Below are 25501 nucleotides of genomic sequence, written 5' to 3'. Positions count from 1 at the left end.
CATCCCGTTTCGTTTTTATCGCCAGTCATTCGCTCTCGCCAAGTCATCGGCCATTGCGCATGGGCACTATCGCTGCCCTATCGCCTTCAATGAGGTCATCGCATCTTCTGCAACAGCAAGCGCTGTCCTTAACCCCGCCATGCCGATCAGTTCGGCAGCACATGCTCGATGCCGGAAAAGCTATTAACGTTGCCGGCTGCTGTGATCACTCAGGAATTCCATACTCCATGTCGCGTACCCTAATTCTGGCAGCTGCCATTACCCTGGCGCTCGCTGCCTGTTCCGGAAAAGAAGCGCCGGATACGCAGCCCGCGACCACGACCGGCAATACCGCCACCAGCCAGTCTTCTGTAGCCAGGTCCAATCCGTTATTGACCGCCAGTACGCTGCCGTTCAAGGCGCCGCCATTCGACAAAATCCAGGACAGTGATTATCTGCCTGCCTTCGAGGAAGGCATACGTCTGGAACTTGCGGACGTGCGCAAGATCACCGCCAACCCCGAACCGGCGACCTTCGAAAACACCATCGAAGCATTCGGTCGCGGCGGCGAGCTACTGTCGCGCGTGTCGGATATTTTCTTCGGGGTGATCTCTGCCGATACCAATACGGCACGCGAGAAAATCCAGGAGGAGCTCGGGCCCAAGCTGGCGGCGCATAGTAATGAAGTTCTTCTGGATCCCAAGCTGTTTGCGCGCATCAAGGCGGTGCATGACCAGTCCGATGCGATGAAGCTCAATCCGGAGCAAAAGCGCCTGGTCGAGATCACATACAAAGGGTTCGTCGCATCCGGCGCGCTGTTGTCCGATGCCGACAAGGTCACCGTGGGCAAGCTCAATGTGGAGGAAACCACGCTGTCCACGCAATTCCACGCGAAGCTGGTGGCTGCCACGGCCGCCGCTGCGGTGGTTGTGGACGACAAGGCCCGGCTGGCTGGCTTGAGCGAGGGCGATATCGCCGCCGCCGCCGATGCCGCCAAGCAGCGCAAGTTCGACGGCAAGTATCTGTTGACCTTGCAGAACACTACCCAGCAGCCCATTCTCGCCTCGTTGAAGGATCGTGCGTTGCGTGCGCAGATCATGCAGGCTTCGCAGAAGCGCACCGAACAGGGCGATGATAACGACACGCGCAAGGTGGTGCAGCGACTGGCGCAGTTGCGCGCTCAACGCGCCAAGCTGTTGGGCTACGACAGCTATGCCGCTTACGTACTGAACGACCAGATGGCCAAGACCCCGGCTGCGGCGCTAAAGCTGCTGACCGACACCGTGCCGGCGGCCACGGCCAAGACGCGCCGCGAAGCAGCCGAGATTCAGAAAGTCATCGATGCCCAGAAGGGCGGTTTCAAGTTGGCCGCTTCCGACTGGGACTTCTATGCCGAGCAGGTACGCAAGGCCAAGTACGATCTGGATGAGTCGCAGATCAAGCCGTACTTCGAACTGGATAACGTGCTGCAGAACGGGGTTTTCTATGCGGCCAACCAGCTCTACGGCATCACCTTCAAGCAGCGCACCGACATTCCCACCTACCATCCGGACGTGAAGGTATACGAGGTGTTCGATGCAGACGGCACCTCGATGGCGCTGTTCTACACCGACTATTTCAAACGCGACAGCAAGTCCGGTGGCGCGTGGATGGACGTGTTCGTCGAACAGGACGGCCTGACCGGCACCAAGCCGGTGGTCTACAACGTCTGCAACTTCACCAAGCCCGCTGCTGGCCAGCCGGCGTTGCTGAGTTTCGACGACGTCACCACGATGTTCCATGAGTTCGGCCACGCGCTACACGGCATGTTCTCCAAGGTGACCTACGCGGGGATTTCCGGAACCAAAACGCCGCGCGACTTCAAGGAATTTCCCTCGCAGTTCAACGAGCACTGGGCCTCCGATCCCAAGGTCTTCGCCAACTATGCCAAGCATTATCAAACCGGCGCAGTGATGCCGGCCGAGCTGGTGGAAAAGATCAAGAAGGCCAAGAGCTTCAATAGCGGCTACACGATCACCGAGACCCTGTCGGCATCGCTACTCGATCTGGCCTGGCACACCCTGCCGGCCGATGCACCCTTGCAGGACGTGGGCCGGTTCGAGACCGATGCGCTCAAGCGCTTCAAGCTGGACATGGCTGACGTGCCGCCGCGGTATCACAGCAGCTATTTCAACCATATCTGGGAGATGGGTTATGCCGCCAGCTATTACGCCTACCTCTGGTCGGAAGTGCTCGACGACGATGCCTTCGAATGGTTCGAGGAAAATGGTGGCTTGAACCGCAAGAACGGCGACATTTTCCGCGCCAAGATACTCTCACGCGGCAACACCGTCGATTCGGCCACGCTGTACCGCGATTTCCGCGGCAAGGATCCCAGCGTCAAGGCATTTCTGGAAAATCGTGGTTTGACGGAATAAGCGATGCGTTTGGGTGGCTTTGTTTGCACCGGTGAGCGCTTGCAGTAGACGAAACGGGATGGCCCTTGTGCCATCCCGTTTGCGTTGGCGCAATCGGGAAGGTGCAGTAAACCTACGGTTGTGGTTGTTGTTGTTTTGGCCATTGGCTTGCTGATCCCCATGCCGCAGCGGCAGGTACGGTCGCGACAACCCGCAGGGCGGCGTGCATGGATGCGCGAGATTTTTGTAAGGAACATGCACGTCCCTGATAAAAATGTATCCCGCGGATTGCGAACCTATCGCAGCGCAACGGGATAAGGACGTGTTTCGTTGTTGCTCGATCAGCTACCGGCTGATGAAGCACGCTTGCTTACTCGCGCAAGTCCCCACACGCAACAACGGCCCTTGCCATGTCTTTCGTCACTTCCAGGGCCCGACGCCCAGGCGCATCGTCGAAGCGCCAAGCCGGCTGCCGACCACCCGACAGATCTCCCATGCACCCATCGCATCCCACCTCCCGCCTTCAGCGCGCCGCACAGTGGTCGCGCAAGGAACTGCTGCCGCTACTGGTCATGCTGGTCTTGCTGACCGCTGCGCGCTCCTCGTTTGCCAATCACTACCAGGTGCCCAGCGGCTCGATGCAGCCGACCTTGCAGCCGGGCGATCGCGTGGTAGTGGATATGCACGCCTACGGCTGGCGATTGCCGCTGAGCAACCGCATCGTCATCGATGGCGACCGACCGCAGCGTGGGGATGTGGCGGTGTTCGATTCGCCGCGCGATGGCACGCGGTTGATCAAGCGCGTGGTGGCAGTGGCAGGCGACCGTGCGGATCTGCGCAATGGGCATTTATCCATCAACGGCCAACCGCTGCAGATCGATGACGAGGGTGAGCGCGAGCGCTTCGGTGCGCGCATTGCGCACCTGAATCTGGATGCCGGCGGTGGGCCGGATCTGCACGATGTCCGCGTGCCGGCCGGCAAGGTATTGGCGGTGGGCGACCACCGCGGCGATAGCCTGGATGGGCGCTACTTCGGTTTTGTCGATGCCTCGGCGGTGTACGGCAAGGCGGTTGCGGTGTACTACCGGCGCGGCGAAGGCCTGGAGTGGAACCGGCTGTAGTCGCCGGCGCGGCGGTGCCCGCACAGCGCGTGCGGGCCTGCAGGCGAACACGCGCAGCCGATGTGCAACCGCCTGCAGCGCGTCGTGATCAGAACGCCACGTCCGCCAGCGTGCAGGAGGACTCCCATAAGCGCGTTGCCACCTGTCGGTCGTGGACCTGGCGGGCGATGGTGGCCGGGGCGGGGGCGCCCTTCAGTTCGAACAGGCCATCCGGGCCGTAATACCTGCCACCCTGTGCCTGCGGGTCGGTGGCGGCATACAACGTGGGGAGCGCGCCGGCGGCCGCGGAGTGGCTGATGTAAGGCCCCAGCAGCGCGGTCGCTGCACCGATCGCGGTGCGGCGACCACCAGCCGCCGGTCCGTTGGCGATCAGGGCGGTACGCGCCAGACCGGGATGCGCGGCGATCGCGCGCAGGCCCCAGCCTTGCGCGTCGCTGCGCCGCTGCAGTTCCATGCTGAAAATCAACATCGCCAGCTTGGACTGGCCATACGCCTTCCACGGCCGATACGGGCGTGCGGTCTGCAGATCATCGAAATCAATGCGGGCACTGCGATGCGCCAGACTCGACAGGTTGACCACACGCGGCGCCGCTGCCGCGCGCAGCAACGGCAGCAGCTGCGCGGTCAGCGCGAAATGCCCCAGATAATTACTGCCGAACTGCAGCTCCATCCCGTCGGCGGTGGTCTGCCGCTGCGGCGGCGCCATCACGCCGGCATTGTTGATCAGCAGGTCCACCCATTGCTGGCGCGCGCCAAGTCGCTCGGCGAACGCGCGCACCGATGCCAGGTGTGCAAGGTCCAGCGTTTCCACGCGCACCGTGGCGTGCGGATGCACGGCGAGCAGCGCCTGCCGTGCGGCTTCGCCCTTGTCGGCGTTGCGCGCAGTCAGCACCACGCTGGCGCCGGCACCGGCCAACGCCAGCGCGGTCTCATAGCCCAGCCCGCCCACGCTGGCGCCGGTGATGACCGCCACTTTTGCGCGCTGCGGTGGCAGGTCGGCCAGGGTCCAGCCGCTCATTGCGCCAACGCCAGCGTTTCGGGCAGCGTGCGCCACCAGCGCTCGCCGGTGGCCGGGCTGCGTAAATCCACCCGTTCGCCCATGTGCGGGGTGGCCAGCGCGACGTTCGCGTCCGCTGCCAGCGCCACGATGCGTTCCAGCGGCTCGGACCAGACATGCATGGCCAGGTCGAAGGTGCCGTTGTGGATCGGCAGCAAGGTACGGCCGCCGATATCGATAAACGCCTGCAGGCTCTGCTCCGGTTGCATGTGCACGTCCGGCCACATCTGGTCGTAGGCGCCGTTTTCGATCAGCGCCACATCGAACGGCCCCAGACGCTGGCCGATCGTCTTGAAGTGCGGGCCATAGCCGCCGTCGCCGCTGAAGAACACCCGCAGATCGGCGTCCTGGATCGCCCACGAGCACCACAGCGTGCGGTCGCGGTCGAACAGGCCGCGGCCGGAAAAATGCCGCGACGGGGTGGCGGTGAGGGTCAGGCCACCCACGTCCACCGATTGCCACCAATCCAGCTGCCGCACCTTGCCCGGGTCCACGCCCCAGCGCACCAGCAGATCGCCCACGCCCAGCGGCGCGACGAATACACCGACGCGGTCGGCCAGGGCGCGGATGGTGGCGCGGTCCAGATGGTCGTAGTGGTTGTGCGACAACAGCACGCCGGCCAGCGGCGGCAGGTCGTCCAGCGCGATCGGCGGCGCATGGAAGCGCTTGGGGCCGGCAAACGCGAACGGCGAGGCGCGCTTGGAGAACACCGGGTCGGTCAACCACAGGCCGCCACGCAGTTTCATCAGCACCGTGGAATGGCCCAGCCGGAACAGGCTATGGTCGGGCGCGTCGCGCAGCTGCGCCGCGCTCAGTGGCAGCACCGGCAGCGCCTGCGACGGCACCGTGTGCGCGGGCTTGTTGAACAGCACTTCCCACAGCAGGCGCAGGCCAGCCAACACACCGGGCTGACTCAAGCGGGTGGGCAGTGCGTTGCGGAACCGGCCGTTGCGGAACTGCGGCGAGGCGGCATGCGAAGCGGTAGGTGGCAGGTGGCGGGACTGGGTGAGCACGACGCTATCCATCGTTGGGGGCGGGCGAACCGGCGGTGCCGGCGCTTTAGTTACACTACACAGTGTAGTTTTATTTTGGGAATGTAAACTGCTCGGTGTAACATTGCGCCATGTCCAGTTCATCCGACGCAGCGCCGGCACCGCAGCGGCTTACCGACCGCAAGCGCCACGCCATTCTCGAAGCGGCCATCGCCGAATTCAGCCAGCACGGGTTCGAGGCCACCAGCATGGACCGCGTGGCCGCGACGGCGGGCGTGTCCAAGCGCACCGTCTACAACCATTTCTCCAGCAAGGACACGTTGTTCGGCGAGATCCTGCGCGGGCTGTGGCAACGCAGTGCCGAGGCAGTGAGTCTGGTTTATCGCCCCGACCAATCATTGCGCACGCAGTTGACGCAATTGCTGCAGCAAAAGCTGCGGCTGCTCGACGATGCCGCCTTTATCGATCTGTCGCGCGTGGCGATTGCCGAATGCATCCACTCGCCCGAACGCGCGCGCGCCCTGTTGGCGCAACTGGGCAGCAAGGAAGAGGGCACCACCACCTGGCTGCGCGCCGCGCTGGCCGATGGCCGCCTGGCAGCGGTCGATGCGGAATTCGCCTCGCAGCAATTGCAGGCGCTGGTGAAGGGGTTCGCGTTCTGGCCGCAGTTGGCGATGGGCCAGTCGCCGCTGTCGCCCGCCCAGCAGGCGCAGGTGGCCGAGTCGGCGGTGGAGATGTTTCTAGGGCTTTACGGGCGCGAGTAAGTGCCGCAGGCAACACGGCTTCGCATCCATCGGGCGGCGTGGGCGGTGCCTGCACTCGGCACTGCTGCCCGCACACTTTGGTTCATTCGCGCTGTCCGAGCGCATCTGACCAACGCGCTCTAGTTGTTGGCCTTCAGCTGCGCCTGTGCACACAAGCAGGCGTTACCAAACGCGCCTTGTTGTCATCTACGTGAGACTTGCGAGCGCGCACTGCCGAGCTACACGGGGCTCCCGAGTAAGGCCACGCAACTCATCGCCTGTGCAACGGTTTCGTGCATGCGGTGCCGCGGTGTTGGGCAGTATCAGCGTCCCGCACGGTGCGACGGCGACGGTGCGCAGGGGCGTTAAATCAGTTATCGCTGGCCGCATCGCTCGCTGCGAGAGCGATGTTGTTAGCGCTCCGAATCGCCGCTCTCGTCATACCCGCGCGGCGTAAACAGATCCGGCTGGATTAATTCGATAAACGCGCGTGCCTGCGGCGACAGATACTTGCCCTTGCGCACCACCACGCCATAGCTGCGGGTGGGGAAGTATTCCTTGAGCGAGCGCGTTGCCAGCTTGTCGCGATCGGCCTCGGTCACGCAGATCGCGGTGACGATGGAAATGCCCATGCCCATCGCCACGTACTGCTTGATCACTTCCCAGCCGCCCACTTCCAGCGCCACCGTGTAGGGTACGCGCGCCTGCTGAAAAATCAGGTCGACCAGGCGATAGGTCACCTGCCGACGTGGCGGCAGGATCAGCGGATAGGGCGAGAGATCCTGCAGCGACACCGTGGCCTTGTGCGCCAGCGGGTGATCGGGCGGGGTGATCAACAGCTGCTCGAAGCGATACACCGGCGCGTAGTTGAGGTCGGCTGGCACATCCAGCATCGAGCCGACCGCCAGGTCCACCGCATCCTCGCGCAACAGGTCGGTGCCGTCGGCGCTGATCGCGTTGTGCAGGGTCAGCCGCACGTCCGGATGGCGGGCGCGAAAGTTCGCCACGATGCGCGGCAGCAGATACAGGATGGTGGAACTGTTGGCGGCGATGTTGAGCTCGCCGGCATCCAGCCCGCGAACCTTCTCGCGAAAGCTCGCTTCCAGGCCGTCCAGGCTTTCCACCAGCGGCAGTGCCATGTCGTAGAGCAACTGGCCCTCCCGGCTGGGCGCCAGGCGTCGCCCGGAGCGCTCGAATAAGGCCACCCCCAGGTCGCGCTCCAGCGCCTGCAATTGCAGTGTCACCGCCGGCTGACTGACGTATAGCGCCTCAGCGGCCCGTGAGACCGAGCCCAGACGGACCGTCTGACAGAACGCGCGCAGTGGCTTGAGGCGATCGGATTTGTAGGAAAATCGAGGGGTTGGCGCCATGTCGGGCGGGCTTCCAGCGCGAGTATAAGTCCAGCTTATTTACAGCATTGATAAAACTGCTTTGTCAAATAGTTGCTCGGGGCGCACGGTGCAGGTCCGGATGCACAAGGACCTCCACATGTCTGCCACCGCTTTCGCTTCACGTCCCACCGCCCACGCCACGCCCGGTCTGTCGCTGACCACCCAGGTCGCAGGGCAGGCGGAGCTGCTGCCGCCGGCCGCGCTGGCGCTGCTGGTGTCGCTGCATCGGGCGATCGAGCCTGGCCGCCAGCAGCGGCTGGCCCAGCGACGTGCCCGCCAGGCCGCCTTCGACGCCGGCCAGCTACCGGACTTCCGTGCCGACACCCGCGCCATCCGCGAGGGCGACTGGGGCGTTGCCGCGCTGCCGGCGGCGCTGCAGGACCGCCGCGTCGAGATCACCGGCCCGACCGATCCGAAGATGGTCATCAACGCACTGAACTCCGGTGCCAAGGTGTTCATGGCCGACTTCGAGGATTCCACCGCGCCGACCTGGCGCAACCTGCTGGCCGGCCAGCGCACCCTGGCCGCCGCCGTGCGCGGCGATCTCAGCTTCGATGCGCCCAATGGCAAGCACTACGCGTTGCGCCCGGAAGCCGAGCGCGCGGTGCTGATCGTCCGCCCGCGCGGTTGGCACCTGGACGAAAAACACGTCCACATCGATGGCCAGCCGCTGGCCGGCGGCCTGTTCGATGCGGCACTGTTCGCCTTTCATAACGGCCGCGCACTGCTGGCCAAGGACCGCGGCCCGTACCTGTATCTGCCCAAGTTGCAGAGCATGGAAGAAGCCGCGCTATGGGACACCGCGCTGGCGCATATCGAAGCGATGCTTGGTCTGCCGCATGGGCAGATCAAGGTCACCGTGCTGATCGAAACGCTGCCGGCGGTGTTCGAGATGGACGAGATCCTGCACGCGCTGCGCGAGCGCATCGTCGGGCTCAATTGCGGGCGCTGGGACTACATCTTTTCGTATCTCAAGACCTTTCGTGCGCACCGCGACCGCGTGTTGCCGGAGCGTGGCCAGGTCACCATGACCCAGCCGTTTTTGAAGGCGTATTCGGAACTGCTGATCAAGACCTGTCACCGCCGTGGCGCGCATGCGATGGGCGGGATGGCCGCGCAGATTCCGATCAACCACGACGAGGCCGCCAACGAGCAGGCCATGGCCCGCGTGCGCGCCGACAAGCTGCGCGAGGTCAGCGCCGGCCACGATGGCACCTGGGTGGCGCATCCGGCCTTGATTCCGGTGGCGATGAAACTGTTCGACGAACACATGCCCACCGCGCATCAGCAGCATGTGTTGCGCAACGATGTGCAGGTGACGCGCGACATGTTGATCGCACCGTCCGCCGGTAGCGTCACCCGCGCCGGTTTCGAAGGCAATGTCGAAGTCTGCGTGCGGTATCTGGCGGCCTGGCTGGATGGCAACGGTTGCGTGCCGATCCACAACCTGATGGAAGACGCCGCCACCGCCGAAATCAGCCGCGCGCAGCTGTGGCAGTGGCTGCATCACGGCCAGCATCTGGACGACGGCACCGCCATCGATCAACAGCTGTTGCAGGCAACCTTGCGCGCATTGCCGGCACGGTTGGGCACAACCACGGCACTCCCCGGCGCAGCGCGAATCGATGAAGCCATTGCGTTGCTGGAAGAACTCAGCCGCGCCGATGAACTGGCGGACTTTCTTACCGTGCCGGCGTACCAACTGATCGATTAATCACCGCGTTGCAGCGACACCTCGCATGCTGTCGCTGCACTTCTCACCTCCACGCAGTACACCGCCCGTTGCGCGCATGCGCAACGACGGCCCCGCCATGCCGCATGCCGTGTCATGCACGCCGTTTCTTCCTCGTTCCATCCGTCGTCCCTTTTCAGGAGAACGCAAGATGAGCACCGCACTGCAAAACGCCGAACAACTGCAGCAGGACTGGACCACCAACCCGCGCTGGACCGGCATCACCCGCAACTACACCGCCGCCGATGTGGTGCGCCTGCGCGGCACCGTGCATGTGGAGCATTCGTTGGCGCGCTTGGGCGCGGACAAATTGTGGACTTCATTGCACGCCACCCCGTTCGTCAACGCCCTGGGCGCGTTGACCGGCAACCAGGCGATGCAGCAGGTCAAGGCCGGCTTGAAGGCGATCTACCTGAGCGGCTGGCAGGTGGCAGCCGATGCCAACCTGGCCGGGCAGATGTATCCGGATCAGTCGTTGTACCCGGCCGATTCGGTGCCGGCGGTGGTCAAGCGCATCAACAACACCTTGCTGCGCGCAGATCAACTGCATCATGCCGAAGGTAACGACACTATCGACTTCCTGCAGCCCATCGTGGCCGATGCCGAAGCCGGTTTTGGCGGCGTGCTCAACGCCTTCGAGCTGATGAAGGCGATGATCGAAGCCGGCGCTGCCGGCGTGCATTTCGAAGATCAGCTGGCATCGGTCAAGAAGTGCGGCCACATGGGTGGCAAGGTGCTGGTGCCCACGCGCGAAGCCATCGAAAAATTGAACGCCGCGCGCCTGGCCGCCGATGTCTTGGGTGTGCCGACGCTGCTGATTGCACGCACCGACGCAGAAGCGGCCGATCTGATCACCAGCGACGTGGATGCCAACGATCAGCCGTTCACTACCGGTGAGCGCACCGTCGAAGGTTTCTTCAAAACCCGCAACGGGCTGGATCAAGCCATCAGCCGCGGGTTGGCGTACGCACCGTATGCGGATCTGATCTGGTGCGAGACCGGCAAGCCGGATCTGGAATTCGCGCGTGCATTTGCACAGGCCATCCATGCCAAGTTTCCAGGCAAGTTGCTGGCCTATAACTGCTCGCCCAGCTTCAACTGGAAGAAGAATCTCGACGATGCCACCATTGCCAAATTCCAGACCGAGCTGGCGAGCTATGGCTATAAATTCCAGTTCATCACCCTGGCTGGTTTCCATGCACTCAACTACGGCATGTTCCACCTGGCGCACGGCTATGCGCGCCGCCAGATGAGCGCCTTCGTCGAGCTGCAACAAGCCGAATTCGATGCGGCAGAAATGGGCTTCACTGCGGTCAAGCATCAACGCGAAGTGGGCACCGGCTACTTCGATGCGGTGACGCAGGCGATTCAGCAGGGGCAGTCGTCCACCACCGCGCTGCGCGGCTCTACCGAAGAAGAACAGTTTCACGGCGAGAAGGCGGCCTAGCCTGCAGCGGGCTGCCCACGTTTCGCCACCCCGGGAGGGGGAAGGGCTCGGGAAACCGGGCCCTTTTTTTTAAAGCGGTACCCGACAATTCGTCTCTTTTGTAATGAGAACAAGTGTGATCTGGTGCTGAACAAGGGGGTCCTGTAGGATTTGTCCATGGGCTAACGTTGCAGGCCGGCCTAAGGAAACAGGATGACTTGCCACAACACCGCAGGCGCAGTCGAGCCGACGGGCAGCGTCGCCAAGACGCTCTCGGACGGGCTGCATGCGTTGATGACCGCTGACGAACTGGCGTTTTTCGCCCGTTTCGGCCGTACCCGTGAGCTTGCGGCAGGCCAGGCGCTGTTCGAGCGCGGTGCGATCGGCACGCAGATGTTCATCGTGGTGAGTGGCCAGATCGACCTGGATTTCGGCGAGGATCTGATGCTCAAGCATCTGGGCCCGGGCGAATTTTTTGGCGAACTCGGGCTGCTGATCGGCGATCATGCGCGCAGTGCCGGTGCCAGCGCATCCATGGACAGCCGCCTGATCGAACTGGCGCACGACGATTTTCAGCGCCTGGTCGACCACGACCCTTCGATGGTCGCGCATTTCCTGCGCCGCTCCATCGTGCGCGTGGTCAACAACGAGCAGTTGCTGATCCGCCAGCTGCGCCGTCGCAACCACGATCTGGAAGCGGCGCTGGATAATCTCTACGTCACCTCGCATCAGCTCAACCACACCGAAGAACTCAGCCGTACCGACGAGCTGACCGGGTTGCACAACCGGCGCGGTCTGGCGCTGTATCTGCAGGAATGCCGACGTGCCGGCAACGTGCCGGGCGTCGGCCTGATCCTGATCGACTGCGACCGCTTCAAGCGCATCAACGACGAGTTCGGTCATCTTGCCGGCGACCGCGTGTTGCAGAACGTGGCGCATGCGTTGCGTTCGGTCATCGCCGAAGGTGACCTTGCCTGCCGTCTCGGCGGCGACGAATTCTGCGTGCTGGTTGCACAAGGCACCCCGGAACTGGTGCACCACATTGGCGAGTGCATCGTGCGCGCGGTGGAGGCGCGCCTGTGCAACGGCCAGAGCGAGCAGGGCTGCTCGGTGAGCGTCGGCCTGTGCATGATCGATGCCGATGCGGCCTGGAACGACTGGTACACGCTCGCCGACAGCGCGCTGTACGAAGCCAAGCGCCAGGGCGGCAATGTGTTGGCCATGCACGAAGCGCTTGCGCCGCTGCCATCCGGTACCACGCATGCACCGGGGCATCGCTAAGGCATGAGCGCCCGCACCCACGCACGCAAGGACGCGTCGTCGGAGGCGATGCAGGCGCCCCGTCTGCGAACCCTGTTGCTCACCGATCTGTGCGATTCGACCGCACTGGTCGAACGCATCGGCGACAACGCCGCCGCCGCGCTGTTTCGCGAACACGATCGGTTGGTGGTCAAGCTGCAGCAGCAGTGGCGCGGCCGCCTGATCGACCGCTCCGACGGCTTGCTGCTGTTGTTCGACCGCCCGATCGACGGGTTGGGCTTTGCGCTGGATTACGCGCGTGGGCTCAAGGCGATGAGCGATGCCCACGCGCTCATTTTGTGTGCGCGTCAAGGCCTGCATGTCGGCGAAGTGCTGACCTGGCGCAACAGCGACGAGGCGGTGAGCATCGGTGCCAAACCGCTGGAAGTCGAAGGCCTGGCCAAACCGACCGCCGCACGCCTGATGTCGATGGCGCGGCCTGGGCAGATCCTGATCTCGGCCGTGGCCGAATCGCTGACGCACCGCGCCGCGCGCGAACTGGGCGAGCGGGTCGAGCGCATCCTGTGGAAATCCCACGGACGCTGGCGCTTCAAAGGCGTGCCCACGCCGATGGAAATCTACGAGGTCGGCGAAGTCGGCCTGACCCCGCTGCGCACCCCGAAAAACTCCGCCAAGGCGTGGCGCGATGTGCCGTTGTGGCGCCGGCCGGCGGCGTTGGCGACGGAGGTCGCATTGATCGTGCTGACCGCCGGCATCTTGTGGGTCATCGGTCGTCCGGAGCCTGCCATCGCTTTTGCCGAACGCGATTGGGTGGTGGTCGGCGACCTGCACAACCTCACCGACAGCGCCGTGCTGGATGACCCGTTGCAGCAGGCGTTACGGCTCAGTCTCCAGCAGTCCAAGCACGTCAACCTCGTGTCCGAGAAACGCGCGCACGACATGCTGGAACTGATGAAGCAGAGTGATCGTGCCAAGATCGATCGTGCATTGGGTGCGCAAATCGCCCTGCGCTCGGGCGCCAAAGCCCTGATATTGCCCAGCGTGGCGGATGTCGGCGGAAACCTCCGGGTCACCGTCGAAGTGATCGATCCTGTCACGCAGGCGACGATCTACATGTATCACTCGGAGGGCCGCGGCCAGCGCTCCCTGCTGTCTTCCATTGACGCAGTCAGCTCCAATCTGCGCGCAGGACTTGGCGAAACGCTAGCGTCGATCAAGGTGAATTCTGCACCGTTGCCGCGCGTGTCCACTGCAAACATGGATGCATTGAACGCGTACGCCCTGGCGCAGCGCGAATTTGGCACCGGGCATTATCGGCGTGCACGCGACTATTACATGAGGGCCGTGGAGCTTGATCCGACATTTGCACTGGCCAATGTCGGCGTCGCGCGCTGTAATTATTACTTGGAAGAGCCACTCCTTGGATTGCCTTATCTGGAAAAAGCCCTCAGCTTCCGAGAAAAGCTTCCTCCGCGCGAGCAGGTCTACCTGGACGCGTGGTACGCACAGATCAAGGATCCAATAAACGCATACGAGAAATGGATGCAGATGGCCAATCTGTATCCGGATGATTTCGCTGCGGCCGAAAATACGGCGTACGCGCTGGAGGCGCGCAATCGCTACAGTGAGGCGCTTGTCTATGCCAAGAGTGCGGCATCGTCGCGCTACGAATATGATCCGTTGGCATTAGAGCTTCTCGGTCGGATGCAGTTGGCGTTGGGGAAAAAGAAGGAAGCACTGGCAGCATTTCGCTCGGCAAGAGCGTCAGGTCTGGCATCGGCTGCGGTCTGGGAAGCGATCACCCTGGCGGTGATGGGAGATTTTCCGGCTGCGCATGCCATCTGGCCGGACGAGAAACGCCTGGATGTCGCCTATTTCGATCAGGTCTCCATCTATATCGATGAAGGGCGCAGCGACAAGGCGCTTCCAGAAATACAGCGTCTTTCCAACGGGATAGAGCACACGTCGACACGCTATCGCCAATCGGTCGTCGCCATGGCCGCAGCCCAATATGCGCAGGGACAGCATGCCGAGGTCCTGGCGACGATCAAGGCGACGGTTCCTGAGGCGTTGGCGAGCATCTCAACAAGCGCGGATGGTTTCAGCCAGCGCTCCAATGCCGTGGTCGCCGCTTCCTTGGCATTGTTAGGGCAACGCCTGGGGCACGCGGCAACGGCCAAGGCGGTCTTGCAGACCCTCATGGCCAAGCCGGAGCTGGCCAAGATGCCCTCTGTGGCCGAGCTGGTCTTGCTACTGCAGGCACGGACGGCGCTCCTTGAGGGGCGCGCCAGCGAGGCCGTCCAGCTGCTCAAGCCGCGTCTGGATGGTACTGAGGCGTACCAGTATCACGTCGTCCTGAAAGAGGCGTACACGTCTTTGAACGATCAACGTTCTGCGGCAAACGAATCCAGGTGGCTGAAAAACGCACATGGGCGCGCTTATGCCGAGTTCGGCGGCTGTGGGTGGTGCCAGCAGCCGATGAATGTCTTCGATGCCATGAAGGCTGGCGGCAAATGAACCAGGATGTCATTTGCCGCAGCACGATTACTTCTTGAGCTGGGGCGTCGATCCCGAGGGAACATTGAGTCGAATCGGCTGCATATTGACCGACGACGTCAGGCTGACGTGGATGTCGTCGCGTGCCTGTGCGATGGAAGCCTTGTCGGCCAGGGTTTCTACCTTGAGTTGAGCGGCGAGCAGTGCTGCATCCTCGGGGGGGTGGCCGACCTGCACCAGTGCGGCCTTCGGGTCGTTCTTGAACAGATCGCGGAATCCATCATCGGTTGCCAGAAGATCCAGCAGCCTGTGCGCGGTGTCCGGTTGTAGCGGGGCAGGGCCTTTCTCGTTCTCGTTCATGCTCTTCAATGGTAGGGAGGTCTTCAAGAAATCTAAGTCCAGACCGCTAGAAGATCAATCTAAAGATGAGTTCAAGAACATGCGGGTAAGGCGTTGTGCGGTTGTCTATCTCGAGCCCAGAGAGTCTGTTGCGATTGATCTTGTCGATTTGTGCGCAGGAGGTGCCGGTACCTCGCGTGCATTACGCTGGGTGGCGCTTGCGCCGCATCTGGATGCGGAGTGTGTGCTGACCGAAACGGAGGCGCTTGTGTTGGGCCGGGTGAGTCCGAGCAACTGGCAAGACGCCACGACCATTAAAGACCCATCTGTTGTGCGATCGCTGTTAGACAAGGGTCTGCTACTAGAAGACAGCGAACAGACGCATCCGGCACAACAGCGCGATACCGTACAGCGCCACAGCCAGTGGCATCCACTCGCAGCGACCTATCACGCCTTTACCCGTTGGAATGATGTCGACTCAGCGCAGGCAGCCAAGGACGCAGGCGCGGACACTGCAAGCGCATTGCTGCGGACCTTCGGCCCGCCGCCGCCCGAGCAGGTGCGACGGGGAACGACCGATGCAATCTGCCTCGCACGCGCCCATGACCACGGCTACCTGGACACAGTGCTCCGACGTCGTACCACCTGCAGAAATTTCGAAACCGATGCGCACATGGATGCTGCGGTGTTTGCGCGGATCATCGAGCGAACCTTCGCTGCAAATGCAGTGCTGGAGGCCGATCCGGAAACCGTGTTTCTCAAGCGCTCAAGTCCGTCGGGTGGCGGCCTGCATCCGTTGGACGCGTATCTATTGATCCGCAACGTGTCGGGTATCGCGGATGGGATTTACCATTATCTTCCCGTCGATCATGCCCTGGAGCCGCTTGGTGTGGAGGTGGACAATCTGCAGGATGTCGCGCTGACTCTACTGGCAGGGCAGGACTGGTTCGCCAATGCGCAGGTGATCGTGGCGCTCTGTCCGCGTTACTACCGCAATTTCTGGAAGTACCGCATGCATGCAAAGGCGTATCGCGCGCTTGCGCTGGAAGCAGGCCATTTTTCGCAAACGCTGTACATGGCAGCCACAGATGTGGGCTTGGGTGCATTCGTCACCTGCGCGATCAATGAAGTCCAGATCGAAGCATTGCTCGGCCTGGAGCCGATCATGGAAGGTGTTGTGGCGCTGTGCGGCTTCGGTGTGCGCGGCGATAGCATGCAAACCATGGAGCTTGATCCCAACAACGAAGTCTGGGCGTCGACCTCGCCGACAATTCTTGCGTGATCGGCTGCTGCGTTGGGCGCCGCCGTCATGCCAAGCGCGCGTATATGTCGATGCCGAAAACGGTGGGCCATCCCGCGGACTGCGCGGGTGGCCCCATCGTGGGATCACGGCATCTGTTATGGAGTGATGGCGTTCGGTCGATGTGCCGCACTCCGCATTGCGCTCGGTGGATAGCCGCCGAGCGCAATGCGATCAGTATCCGCAGATACGTTCAGCCGACTCTGGCTGCACCACCGGATGCCTACTTCCGAATCGCCTGCGTATGCGTCTTCAGCGCATCGCTCAGGCCGGTGACTTTGTCGGCACCTTCCGGGACGGTGAGGCTGGAGCCTTCGAAGTCCGCGCCGATCGGTTGCGCGCGGCCGCCCAGGCATTGGCTCAGGAACCCTTCGGTCACCGCGTTGAAGGCCTTGCTGTTTTCCGGGCGCCTGAAGCCGTGGCCTTCGTCGGGGAACAGCACGTAGGTCACCGGGATGTTCTTGGCCTTCATCGCGTTGACGATCTGGTCGCTTTCGGCCTGCTTGACGCGTGGGTCGTTGGCGCCCTGGCCAATCAGCAACGGCTTGCTGATCTTGTCGACATGGGTCAGCGGTGAGCGTTCGGTCAACCATTGCTTGCCGGCTTCGGTGGCGGGGTCGCCCATGCGCTTGGTCAGTTGCTTGTAGAGGCTGGCCCAGTACGGTGGCACGGTGCCGAGCAGCGTATTGAGGTTGGCCGGCCCGACGATGTCCACGCCGCACTTGAATGCGTCCGGCGTGAAGGTCATGCCTACCAGCGTGGCGTATCCACCGTAGCTGCCGCCCATGATGGCGACCTGGTCGGGCTTGGTGACGCCCTGCTTGACCGCCCACTGCACCGCATCGAGCAGATCGTCGTGCATCTTTGCGGCCCACTCGCCGTTACCGGCATTGGTGAAGGCCTTGCCGAAGCCGGTAGAGCCGCGGAAATTCACCGACAGCACCGCGTAGCCGCGATTGGCCAGCCATTGTTCGTAAGGGCCGTAGCCATAGCTGTCGCGCGCCCACGGGCCGCCATGCACGAACAGCACCAACGGCACCGGCTTGTCGGCCTTGCCGTCGTGGTTGGCGTCGGCCTCGGCGGGGAGCGTGAGGTAGCTGACCAGGGTGAGGCCATCGCGCGCGGTCAGTGCCTGCGGCCACATCGGCACCAGCGGCTTGCCGTCGAGTGCGGGGCGGGCGGAGAACAGTTTGCTCAGCTTGCCGCCGTCGGCGCGATCGTAGCGGTAGTACGTGGTCGGCGTTTCCGCAGCCGAGTAGGCCACGATCCAGGTGCGGTCATCGAGCGTGCGTGCGGAGACCTCGGCATCGCCGGCGCCGAGCGACTTGAGTTTCTGCAGGTCGGCAGCGATCCCGGTATCCAGCGCCTTCCATTCTTCGCGTAGATAATCGGTGGAGACCGCCTGTACCACGCCGGTCTTGGGGTCGCTCAAGGTCTTGCCGACGTCGACCTTCGGGTTTTCGAACAGCAGCGTGCGTGCATTGCTGGCGGTGTCGATGGCATACAGCGCAGCGGTATCGCGGCTGCGCGAATCCTGCATGTACAGCGTCTTGCCGTCGTCGGTCAGTCCTTGCGGCGAGGTGTTGGTGACATCCTCGAACGGAATGCGGTCCACGCTCTTCCACGCCTTGCCATCGGGCACCAGCAACTCACTGCCGGCATCGTCGGTGGCACGGGTGGCATAGCGCAGCTGGTAGTCGCCGTCGAGCAGATAGGTGCCCAGGCTGTCGGTGTTCTTCTGCACCAGGGTGCGTTTACCCGATGCCAGATCGACCCGATACAGGTCGTGCCACTTGGCGTCGCGGTCGTTCATGCCGACCATGATCGACTCCGGGTGGTGTGCGCTGATCCTGACCACCTCGGCATTGGTTTTCTGGAACGGGGTGAGGTCCTTGCTGCTGCCATCGCTCAGGTTGACCGAGAACAGATGGAAATCCTCGTCGCCGCCGTTATCGCGCAGGTACAACAAGGTGTCGGTGTGATGGGTCCAGAAATAGCTGCGGATGCCGCGTGCGGTGTCCTTGGTGATCGCGCGTGCCTGATCCGGTGCATCCACCGGCGCGACCCAGACGTTGAGCACGCCGTCCAGCGGGGCCACCCAACTCAGGTACTTGCCGTCCGGACTGATGCTGACGTTCGCCCGCTCGGGATTGCCGAACAGCGCGTCGCGGGTGATCAGTTCCGGCGGCGCCGCCGGTGCAGGCGCGGCAGTCGGCGTCGGGGTTGCCGCAGTGCTGTCGGCCGGTGCGGTCTTGTCGCTGCAGGCGGACAAGGCCAGCAGCATGCTGGAAACGAGAAGCAGGCGTTGCATGAAAGTCTCCGGTTGGGGGTCGCGGCCAATCCAGCCGATACTGCCACGCTACGACCAGGACCGATGCGCGCGGACGTGCCGTTGGTCACCCTGCCGGGCGGGTCTACGTTTTCGCGGACACGAATTCCACCAACAAGGCGGCATCGGCAACCAGATCGCCTTCGGCCACCAGATACGCCTGTACCGTGCCGTCGCTGGGGGCGTGCAGGGTGTGTTCCATCTTCATCGCCTCCAGCACGACCAACGCCTGCCCGCGAGTGACCGGTTGCCCCACTGTCGCGACCAACGCCACGATGCGGCCGGGCATCGGTGCAGTGAGTCCGCCGGTATCGTGCGCTGGCTGGTCCGCCTCCAGCAACGCGTCGTGGTGATGGAAGATCGCGCGTTGGGTGGAATCACTGACGATCAGCGCGGTGCCATCACGCAAGGCGTGCGCACGCCACTGGCGACCATCCAATTCCACGCGCAGTGCGTTGTCGTGTGGGTGGTAGCGCAGGGTGTGTGTGGTGCCTGCGTGCGTGACCTGCCAGGCATCGGCGAGGCGACGCACGCCCAGTTCGCGATGCTCGCCAGCGGCTTCCAATCGCACGGTGTGCGCTGCATGCGCACCGATGCGCCAGCCATCGCTGTCCTGCCACGGCGAAAAGGGGTCGGCCGGGTCCGGCGTCGCCTTGGGCAACGCGTGTGTCATCAACACCGCCGCCAGACACCACCAGGCGGTGTCCGGGACCACCGTATCGGCAAACAGCGCTGCATGTTCGCGTTCGATCAGCGCGGTATCCAGATCGGCAGTCGCAAATGCGTGGGTGCCGACCAGCCGCGCAAGGAAGGCGCTGTTGGTCGTGACGCCCACCGCATGCACCTGCGCCAGCGCCTCGCGCATGCGTGCCAGTGCGGCGGGGCGGTCGATATCCCAGACGATGAGTTTGGCGATCATCGGGTCGTAATACGGGCTGATGGTGTCGCCTTGCTCCACGCCTGCATCGATGCGCACATGTGCGCTGGTGGCAGGCAACTGCAGCTGGCGCAAGGTGCCGGTCGAAGGCAGAAAACCGCGGTCGGCATCTTCGGCATACAGACGCGCTTCCAGTGCATGCCCGTGGATACGCAGCGCATCCTGGCGTTGCGGTAGTGGCCCGCCTGCGGCCACGCGCAGTTGCCATTCGACCAGATCGGTGCCGGTGATCAACTCGGTCACCGGGTGCTCTACCTGCAGCCGGGTATTCATTTCCATGAAATAAAAATCGCCATCCGGCCCGGCGATGAATTCCACCGTGCCTGCGCCGACGTATCCCACCGCGCGCGCCGCATCCACGGCTGCCTTGCCCATCGCCGCGCGGCGTTGTTCGGTCATGCCGGGTGCGGGCGCTTCTTCCAGCACCTTCTGGTGCCGGCGCTGCACCGAGCAATCGCGTTCGAACAGATACACCACCTCGCCATGCGTATCGCCGAACACCTGGATCTCGATATGCCGCGGACGCTCGACATATTTCTCCACCAGCACGTGCGCATTGCCGAACGCCGATTGCGCCTCGCGCTGGCAGCTGGCCAATGCCTCGTCGAACGCGGCGCTGGTATCGACCCGCCGCATGCCCTTGCCGCCACCGCCGGCGCTGGCCTTGATCAACACCGGGTAGCCGATGGCATCGGCTTGCGCACGCAAAAACGCAGGGGCCTGTTCGTCGCCGTGATAGCCCGGCGTCAACGGCACGCCCGCACGTTCCATCAACGCCTTGGCTGCGCTCTTGTCGCCCATCGCGCGGATCGCGCTTGCAGGCGGGCCGATAAACACAATGCCGGCCTGCGCGCAGGCGTCTGCAAACGCCGCGTTTTCAGAGAGGAATCCGTAACCGGGATGAATCGCCTGGGCGCCGCTGACGCGTGCAGCATCGATAATCGCATCGCCGCGCAGATAGCTCTGTTGCGCCGGTGCCGGGCCGAGATGGATCGCTTCGTCGGCCAGACGCACATGCCGCGCATCGCGGTCGGCATCCGAATACACCGCCACCGTGGCAATGCCGAGCTTGCGGCAGGTCGCCATGATCCGGCACGCGATCTCGCCGCGATTGGCGATCAGGATCTTGTCGAACGGCCGCTGCGGTGCCGTGGCAATGGAGTCGTGCTGTGTCATCGGGTCGGTCTCTGCACATCGCCAGCGTGGCCGGCGGTCGTGCGATTAAAGTCTTGCGATTAAAAGCGCGGATGTGTCGTTGTGCGAAGACAGCAGGTGCGATGCATGCGTTAGAGACGGACGGGTGACGCTGACATCTGGTCAAACACGCTACCTGTCTGTCGATGGAGCAACCGCAGCGCGCAGCCGGCAACACCTGCAGTGCCTGCCAGCACACGCTGCCGCTTACATGCGAAATACGCCAAAACGCGTTGGCTCGATCGGCGCATTCAACGCCGCCGACAAGCCCAGGCCCAGCACACGGCGTGTATCGGCCGGATCGATGATGCCGTCGTCCCACAGCCGTGCGCTGGCGTAGTACGGATGGCCCTGCTGCTCGAACTGCGCGCGGATCGGCGCCTTGAAGGCGTCTTCGTCGTCGCCCGACCACGCGCCGCCCTTGGCTTCGATGCCGTCGCGGCGCACCGTGGCCAAGACGCTGGCGGCCTGCTCGCCACCCATCACGCCAATGCGCGCGTTCGGCCACATCCACAGGAAATTGGGCGAATATGCGCGGCCGCACATGCCGTAATTGCCGGCACCGAACGAGCCGCCGATCACCACGGTGAACTTGGGCACCTTGGCGCAGGCCACCGCCATCACCAGCTTGGCGCCGTCTTTGGCGATGCCGCCATGTTCGTATTTGCGTCCCACCATGAAGCCGGTGATGTTTTGCAGGAATACCAGCGGAATGCCGCGCTGCGTGCACAACTCGATGAAGTGTGCGCCCTTCAGCGCAGACTCGGAAAACAGGATGCCGTTGTTGGCGATGATGCCCACCGGGTAGCCGTGCAGATGCGCAAAGCCGGTGACCAGGGTGCTGCCATAGCGCGGCTTGAACTCGTCAAGTTGCGAATCATCGACGATGCGCGCGATCACTTCGCGCACATCGAACGGTTTGCGCGTATCGGCAGGGATCACCCCATACAGTTCGTCGGCGGCATGCCGCGGCGGCAACGGCGCCTGCAGCGCCAACGATGCAGCCGGCTTGCGCCAGTTGAGCTGCGCAATGATCGCGCGCACGCGTGCCAGCGCCTGCAGATCGTTGTCGGCAAAATGATCGGCCACCCCGGAGATGCGCGTGTGCACATCGGCGCCGCCCAACTCTTCAGCGCTGACTTCTTCGCCGGTGGCGGCTTTGACCAACGGCGGGCCGCCGAGAAAGATCGTGCCCTGTTCGCGCACGATTACCGTTTCATCGCTCATTGCAGGCACATAGGCACCGCCGGCGGTGCACGACCCCATCACGCAAGCGATCTGCGGGATGCCCTGCGCCGACAGGTTGGCCTGGTTGTAGAAGATGCGCCCGAAGTGATCGCGATCCGGGAAGACTTCATCCTGCAGTGGCAAGAATGCGCCGCCGGAATCGACCAGATAGATGCACGGCAGGCGGTTCTGTTGCGCGATTTCCTGCGCGCGCAGATGCTTTTTCACCGTCATCGGATAATACGTGCCGCCCTTGACGGTGGCATCGTTGGCCACGATCACGCATTCCACGCCGGACACGCGGCCAATGCCGGCCACCACGCCCGCGCACGGCACCTGATCGTCGTACAGACCATGCGCCGCCAACGGCGCGATTTCCAGCAGGGCGCTGCCGGGGTCGAGCAGCGCGTCGATGCGTGCGCGCACCAGCAGCTTGCCGCGTGCGACGTGCTTTTCACGCGCGGCCTCGCTGCCGCCGAGCGCTGTGTGCGCCAAGGTGCGGCGTAAGTCATCCACCACGACGCGCATCGCAGCGGCATTGGCCTGAAAGCTGTCGCTGCTGATCTGCAGCTTGCTGGTGATCACGCTCATGGTGGCTCCGTCAGGCGGTGCGTTCGAACAGCTCGCGGCCGATCAACATACGGCGGATCTCCGAGGTGCCCGCGCCAATCTCGTACAACTTCGCATCGCGCCACAAGCGCCCGGTGGGGTAGTCGTTGATGTAGCCGTTGCCGCCCAGCACCTGGATCGCCTGGCCGGTGAGCCAGGTCGCCTTTTCGGCAGCGTACAAGATCGCCCCGGCTGCATCCTGGCGCGTGGTGCGCCCCGCATCGCAGGCGCGCGCCACCGCATACACATACGCGCGGCAGGCATTGAGCCCTACGTACATGTCGGCCAGCTTGGCCTGCATCAACTGGAAGGTACCGATCGGCTCGCCGAACTGCTTGCGCTCATGCACATACGGAAACACCACATCCATCGCCGCGGCCATCAATCCAAGCGGGCCACCGGCCAGCACCACGCGTTCGAAATCCAGCCCGGACATCAGCACGCGCACGCCACCGTTGAGCGTGCCCAGCACGTTTTCGGCGGGCACCTCGCAGTCGGTGAACACCAACTCGCAGGTGTTGGAGCCACGCATGCCCAACTTGTCGAGTTTTTGCGCGGTCGAAAACCCGGGCATGCCCTTTTCGACGATGAACGCGGTGATGCCGCGTGCGCCGGCATCCGGGTCGGTCTTGGCGTACACCACCAGCACGTCGGCATCGGGGCCGTTGGTGATCCACATCTTGCTGCCGTTGAGCACGAAGCGGTCGCCGCGCGCGTCGGCGCGCAGCTTCATCGACACCACGTCCGAGCCGGAGCCGGCCTCGCTCATCGCCAGCGCGCCCACGTGTTCGCCGGTGCAGAGTTTGGGCAGATAGCGTTGCTTCTGTTCTTGACTGGCGTTCTTGCGCAGCTGGTTGAGGCACAGGTTGGAATGCGCGCCGTAGGACAAGCCGATGGCGCCGCCGGCGCGCGAGATTTCTTCCATCGCCACCACATGCGCCAGGTAGCCCATGCCGCTGCCGCCGTATTCTTCTTCCACGGTGAGCCCGAGCAGGCCCTGTTCGCCAAACAGGCGCCACAGCTGCGACGGAAACACATTGTCGTGATCGGCCGCGGCGGCGAGCGGGGCGATATGGTGGCTGGCGAACGCCGCGACGCTTTCGCGCAGCAGATCGATCTCTTCGCCAAGCTCGAAGTTCAAGGACGGCACATGCATGGAGCGACTCCACAAGGATCGGGACGTGCCGGGTGGGAGCGGGCGGGCCGCACGGCGTATGTGGGGCAGCCTAGCGGTCCGCGACAAAAAAGTGAACTAAAATTCAACTATTGAACCCAGAATCACACCATGGCTTATCGACGCTCCGCCCTGATGGAAGAACGCCTGGCCGGCAATCGCGAACGCATCCTGCACGCGGCCCGCGCCCTGATCGCCGAAGGCGGCTATCGCAATGCCCCGATCACTGCAGTCGCCGCCGCCGCCGGGGTCTCGACCGGGCAGATTTATCGGCATTTCCCCTCCAAGGCCGAGCTTTTCGTCGAAGTTCTCGACGCGGCGGTGCAGCGCGAGATGGCCATCCTGCGCGCCATCGCCACCACCGATGCCAGCGCGGCTGAGCGCCTGCGTAGCGCCATCGCCACCTTTGTGCGGCGAGCGCTGGCCGGCCCGGCGCTCGCCTACGCCTTCATCGCCGAGCCGGTGGAAAGCGAGGTGGATGCCGAACGTATCCGTGGCCGTCGCCTGTTTGGCGAGGTGTTTCGTCAGTTGCTGGCCGAAGGCGTGGCGGCCGGAGAGTTCCCCGAGCAGTCGCTGGATGCGGCCGCGGCCTGCATCGTCGGCGCCTTTACCGAAGCTCTGGTCGGGCCGATTGCCCCCAGCCGGGGCGACCCGCAGCAGGGTGAGCACTTGGTGGAGGCGATCTGCGGCTTCTGCCTGCGCGCCGTGGGCGCAGCCGCGCCCGCCTGAGGATGCACTGACCATGCATCTGGCTGTGCTGGATGGAGGCGGATTACTGTGCATATACTGTGCGCACTCCGTATCGAAGCACATGCCATGGTCGCCGTCCTCAATCCGCTGTCCCTGACCGAGCGGCTGCGCGCGCCCGATCGCACCATCCTCTCGCCGTCGGCCATGGCGGGCCTGCTGGAGTTGTCGCAGCAGGAGCTGGCCGAGCTTGCCGGCGTGCATCGCAACAGTCTGCGCGTGCACCCGGAGAGTCCGCGTGTGCAGGATCTGCTGCGCAACCTGTCGCGCCTGTTGGTGGCGATGGCGCAGATCCAGCCGGACGAGCGCCAACTGGTGTTCCATCTCAAAAACACGCCGATTCCTGCGTTCGAATTCGCCACGCTGCTGGAAGTGGTCAAGCAGGGCCGCACCGACGACGCGCTGACGTATCTGCGCACCGTCGCCGCCGGGGCCGCAGGTTGAGGCTGAGCGCCCCGGCGCACTGCACGCTGTATCGCGCCTTCACTCCGCGCTGGGCCGCCGAACCGCTGAGCGGCGCAGGTGCAGCGCGATCGGGTGGCCGCTTCAACCGCTTCGGTCAGCCGGCGCTGTATCTGGCCATGGAACTGGACACCGCTGCTGCCGAATATGCGCAGGCGGCGCCGTTCCTGCCGCCGTTTACGCTGGTCAGTTATGCGGCCGCGTTGCCTGCGCTGGCCGATCTGCGCTTGCTCGACGCAAGCTGGGACGCGCTATGGGCCGACTGGACCGACGACTGGCGCAAAGCTCTGGTCAACAAGGTCGAGCCGGTCAGCTGGGTGCTTGGCGACATGCTGCGCGAGGCGCTGATTCCCGGCGTGATCTTCCCCAGCATGGCCGCGCCCAATGGCGTCAACGTGGCGGTGTTCCTGGACATGCTGCAGCCCGATCAGGTGCTGCGCGTGCTCGACGATGGACGCCTGCCGCGCGATGGCCGCAGTTGGGGCGACCCGCCGACAGTGGTGTAGCGGCCAGACGCGCGGCAGTTGCGGATCCTGCATCGAACGCACGGGACGTCATGGCGGCCGCGATGCGACGAAAACGCGCGTGAC

General features: G+C 63.8%; 19 protein-coding genes. 11 read left to right on the top strand and 8 right to left on the bottom strand.

Features of this window, described 5'->3' with window-relative positions:
* Nucleotides 1-227: 227 nt before the first annotated feature.
* Nucleotides 228-2396, top strand: coding sequence for a peptidyl-dipeptidase Dcp (dcp, locus tag RQH86_RS12655; protein ID WP_311239455.1), 2169 nt, complete (start codon nucleotides 228-230; stop codon nucleotides 2394-2396).
* 473 nt (nucleotides 2397-2869) lie between these two features.
* Nucleotides 2870-3496, top strand: a complete 627-nt coding sequence (gene lepB, locus RQH86_RS12650; RefSeq protein WP_311239454.1) for a signal peptidase I — start codon at nucleotides 2870-2872, stop codon at nucleotides 3494-3496.
* Nucleotides 3497-3584: 88 nt separating this feature from the next.
* Here lepB and RQH86_RS12645 read toward each other — a convergent pair whose 3' ends face one another.
* Nucleotides 3585-4514, bottom strand: a complete 930-nt coding sequence (locus RQH86_RS12645) for an oxidoreductase (RefSeq protein WP_311239453.1) — start codon at nucleotides 4512-4514, stop codon at nucleotides 3585-3587.
* Nucleotides 4511-5578 (bottom strand): MBL fold metallo-hydrolase, encoded by a 1068-nt coding sequence (locus RQH86_RS12640; protein ID WP_311239452.1) that lies wholly within the window; start codon nucleotides 5576-5578, stop codon nucleotides 4511-4513. Before RQH86_RS12640 ends, RQH86_RS12645 begins: the two co-directional genes overlap by 4 nt.
* Nucleotides 5579-5676: 98 nt before the next feature.
* Between RQH86_RS12640 and RQH86_RS12635 the strand changes: the two genes are divergently transcribed.
* The gene (locus tag RQH86_RS12635) at nucleotides 5677-6309 is read left to right on the top strand and encodes a TetR/AcrR family transcriptional regulator (protein ID WP_311239451.1); all 633 of its coding nucleotides are present in this window, start codon (nucleotides 5677-5679) and stop codon (nucleotides 6307-6309) included.
* Nucleotides 6310-6701: 392 nt separating this feature from the next.
* On the opposite strand, the gene RQH86_RS12630 is transcribed toward RQH86_RS12635, so the two are convergent.
* Nucleotides 6702-7658 carry a LysR family transcriptional regulator gene (locus RQH86_RS12630; RefSeq protein ID WP_228324906.1) on the bottom strand — a complete coding sequence of 319 codons (957 nt, stop codon included), beginning with the start codon at nucleotides 7656-7658 and terminating at the stop codon, nucleotides 6702-6704.
* A gap of 118 nt (nucleotides 7659-7776) precedes the next feature.
* Between RQH86_RS12630 and aceB the strand changes: the two genes are divergently transcribed.
* From aceB to RQH86_RS12610, 4 genes are all read left to right on the top strand, one after another.
* The gene (aceB, locus tag RQH86_RS12625) at nucleotides 7777-9393 is read left to right on the top strand and encodes a malate synthase A (RefSeq protein ID WP_311239450.1); all 1617 of its coding nucleotides are present in this window, start codon (nucleotides 7777-7779) and stop codon (nucleotides 9391-9393) included.
* Nucleotides 9394-9562: 169 nt separating this feature from the next.
* Nucleotides 9563-10858: an isocitrate lyase gene (aceA, locus tag RQH86_RS12620; RefSeq protein ID WP_055853656.1), complete on the top strand. Its 1296-nt coding sequence runs from the start codon at nucleotides 9563-9565 to the stop codon at nucleotides 10856-10858.
* Between the two features lie 192 nt (nucleotides 10859-11050).
* Nucleotides 11051-12118 carry a GGDEF domain-containing protein gene (locus tag RQH86_RS12615; protein ID WP_115526749.1) on the top strand — a complete coding sequence of 356 codons (1068 nt, stop codon included), beginning with the start codon at nucleotides 11051-11053 and terminating at the stop codon, nucleotides 12116-12118.
* Between the two features lie 3 nt (nucleotides 12119-12121).
* Nucleotides 12122-14614, top strand: coding sequence for a putative peptide modification system cyclase (locus RQH86_RS12610; RefSeq protein ID WP_311239449.1), 2493 nt, complete (start codon nucleotides 12122-12124; stop codon nucleotides 14612-14614).
* A 27-nt stretch (nucleotides 14615-14641) separates the two neighbouring features.
* Here the strand turns inward: RQH86_RS12610 and RQH86_RS12605 are convergent, their stop codons facing one another.
* Nucleotides 14642-14953 (bottom strand): NHLP-related RiPP peptide, encoded by a 312-nt coding sequence (locus RQH86_RS12605; protein WP_115526751.1) that lies wholly within the window; start codon nucleotides 14951-14953, stop codon nucleotides 14642-14644.
* On the opposite strand from RQH86_RS12605, the gene RQH86_RS12600 reads away from it, so the two are divergent.
* Entirely contained in the window at nucleotides 14952-16214 is a 1263-nt protein-coding gene (locus RQH86_RS12600) for a putative peptide maturation dehydrogenase (RefSeq protein WP_311239448.1), read from the top strand. The genes RQH86_RS12605 and RQH86_RS12600 overlap by 2 nt on opposite strands.
* Before the next feature lie 241 nt (nucleotides 16215-16455).
* Here the strand turns inward: RQH86_RS12600 and RQH86_RS12595 are convergent, their stop codons facing one another.
* From RQH86_RS12595 to RQH86_RS12580, 4 genes are all read right to left on the bottom strand, one after another.
* Nucleotides 16456-18543 carry a S9 family peptidase gene (locus RQH86_RS12595; RefSeq protein WP_311239447.1) on the bottom strand — a complete coding sequence of 696 codons (2088 nt, stop codon included), beginning with the start codon at nucleotides 18541-18543 and terminating at the stop codon, nucleotides 16456-16458.
* 103 nt (nucleotides 18544-18646) lie between these two features.
* A complete protein-coding gene (locus RQH86_RS12590) occupies nucleotides 18647-20674 on the bottom strand; it encodes an acetyl/propionyl/methylcrotonyl-CoA carboxylase subunit alpha (protein WP_311239446.1) in 2028 nt (675 codons plus the stop codon).
* Nucleotides 20675-20899: 225 nt separating this feature from the next.
* Nucleotides 20900-22510, bottom strand: a complete 1611-nt coding sequence (locus RQH86_RS12585; RefSeq protein WP_311239445.1) for a carboxyl transferase domain-containing protein — start codon at nucleotides 22508-22510, stop codon at nucleotides 20900-20902.
* A 10-nt stretch (nucleotides 22511-22520) separates the two neighbouring features.
* Nucleotides 22521-23684, bottom strand: a complete 1164-nt coding sequence (locus RQH86_RS12580) for an isovaleryl-CoA dehydrogenase (RefSeq protein ID WP_115515010.1) — start codon at nucleotides 23682-23684, stop codon at nucleotides 22521-22523.
* Nucleotides 23685-23813: 129 nt separating this feature from the next.
* Between RQH86_RS12580 and RQH86_RS12575 the strand changes: the two genes are divergently transcribed.
* The 3 genes from RQH86_RS12575 (at nucleotide 23814) to RQH86_RS12565 (ending at nucleotide 25417) form a co-directional block, all read left to right on the top strand.
* On the top strand, nucleotides 23814-24431 hold the full coding sequence (locus RQH86_RS12575) for a TetR/AcrR family transcriptional regulator (RefSeq protein WP_082473618.1): 618 nt from the start codon (nucleotides 23814-23816) through the stop codon (nucleotides 24429-24431).
* 87 nt (nucleotides 24432-24518) lie between these two features.
* Nucleotides 24519-24893: a hypothetical protein gene (locus RQH86_RS12570; protein ID WP_055853635.1), complete on the top strand. Its 375-nt coding sequence runs from the start codon at nucleotides 24519-24521 to the stop codon at nucleotides 24891-24893.
* Nucleotides 24890-25417: an RES family NAD+ phosphorylase gene (locus RQH86_RS12565; protein ID WP_311239444.1), complete on the top strand. Its 528-nt coding sequence runs from the start codon at nucleotides 24890-24892 to the stop codon at nucleotides 25415-25417. The genes RQH86_RS12570 and RQH86_RS12565 overlap by 4 nt, the downstream gene beginning before the upstream one ends.
* Nucleotides 25418-25501: the final 84 nt, after the last annotated feature.

Source organism: Xanthomonas sp. WCS2018Noco2-27 (genome assembly GCF_031843525.1).
Classification (GTDB): Bacteria; Pseudomonadota; Gammaproteobacteria; order Xanthomonadales; family Xanthomonadaceae; genus Xanthomonas.
The sequence above is the reverse complement of the archived record's forward strand: the minus strand, read 5'-3'. Positions and strand labels throughout refer to the sequence as shown.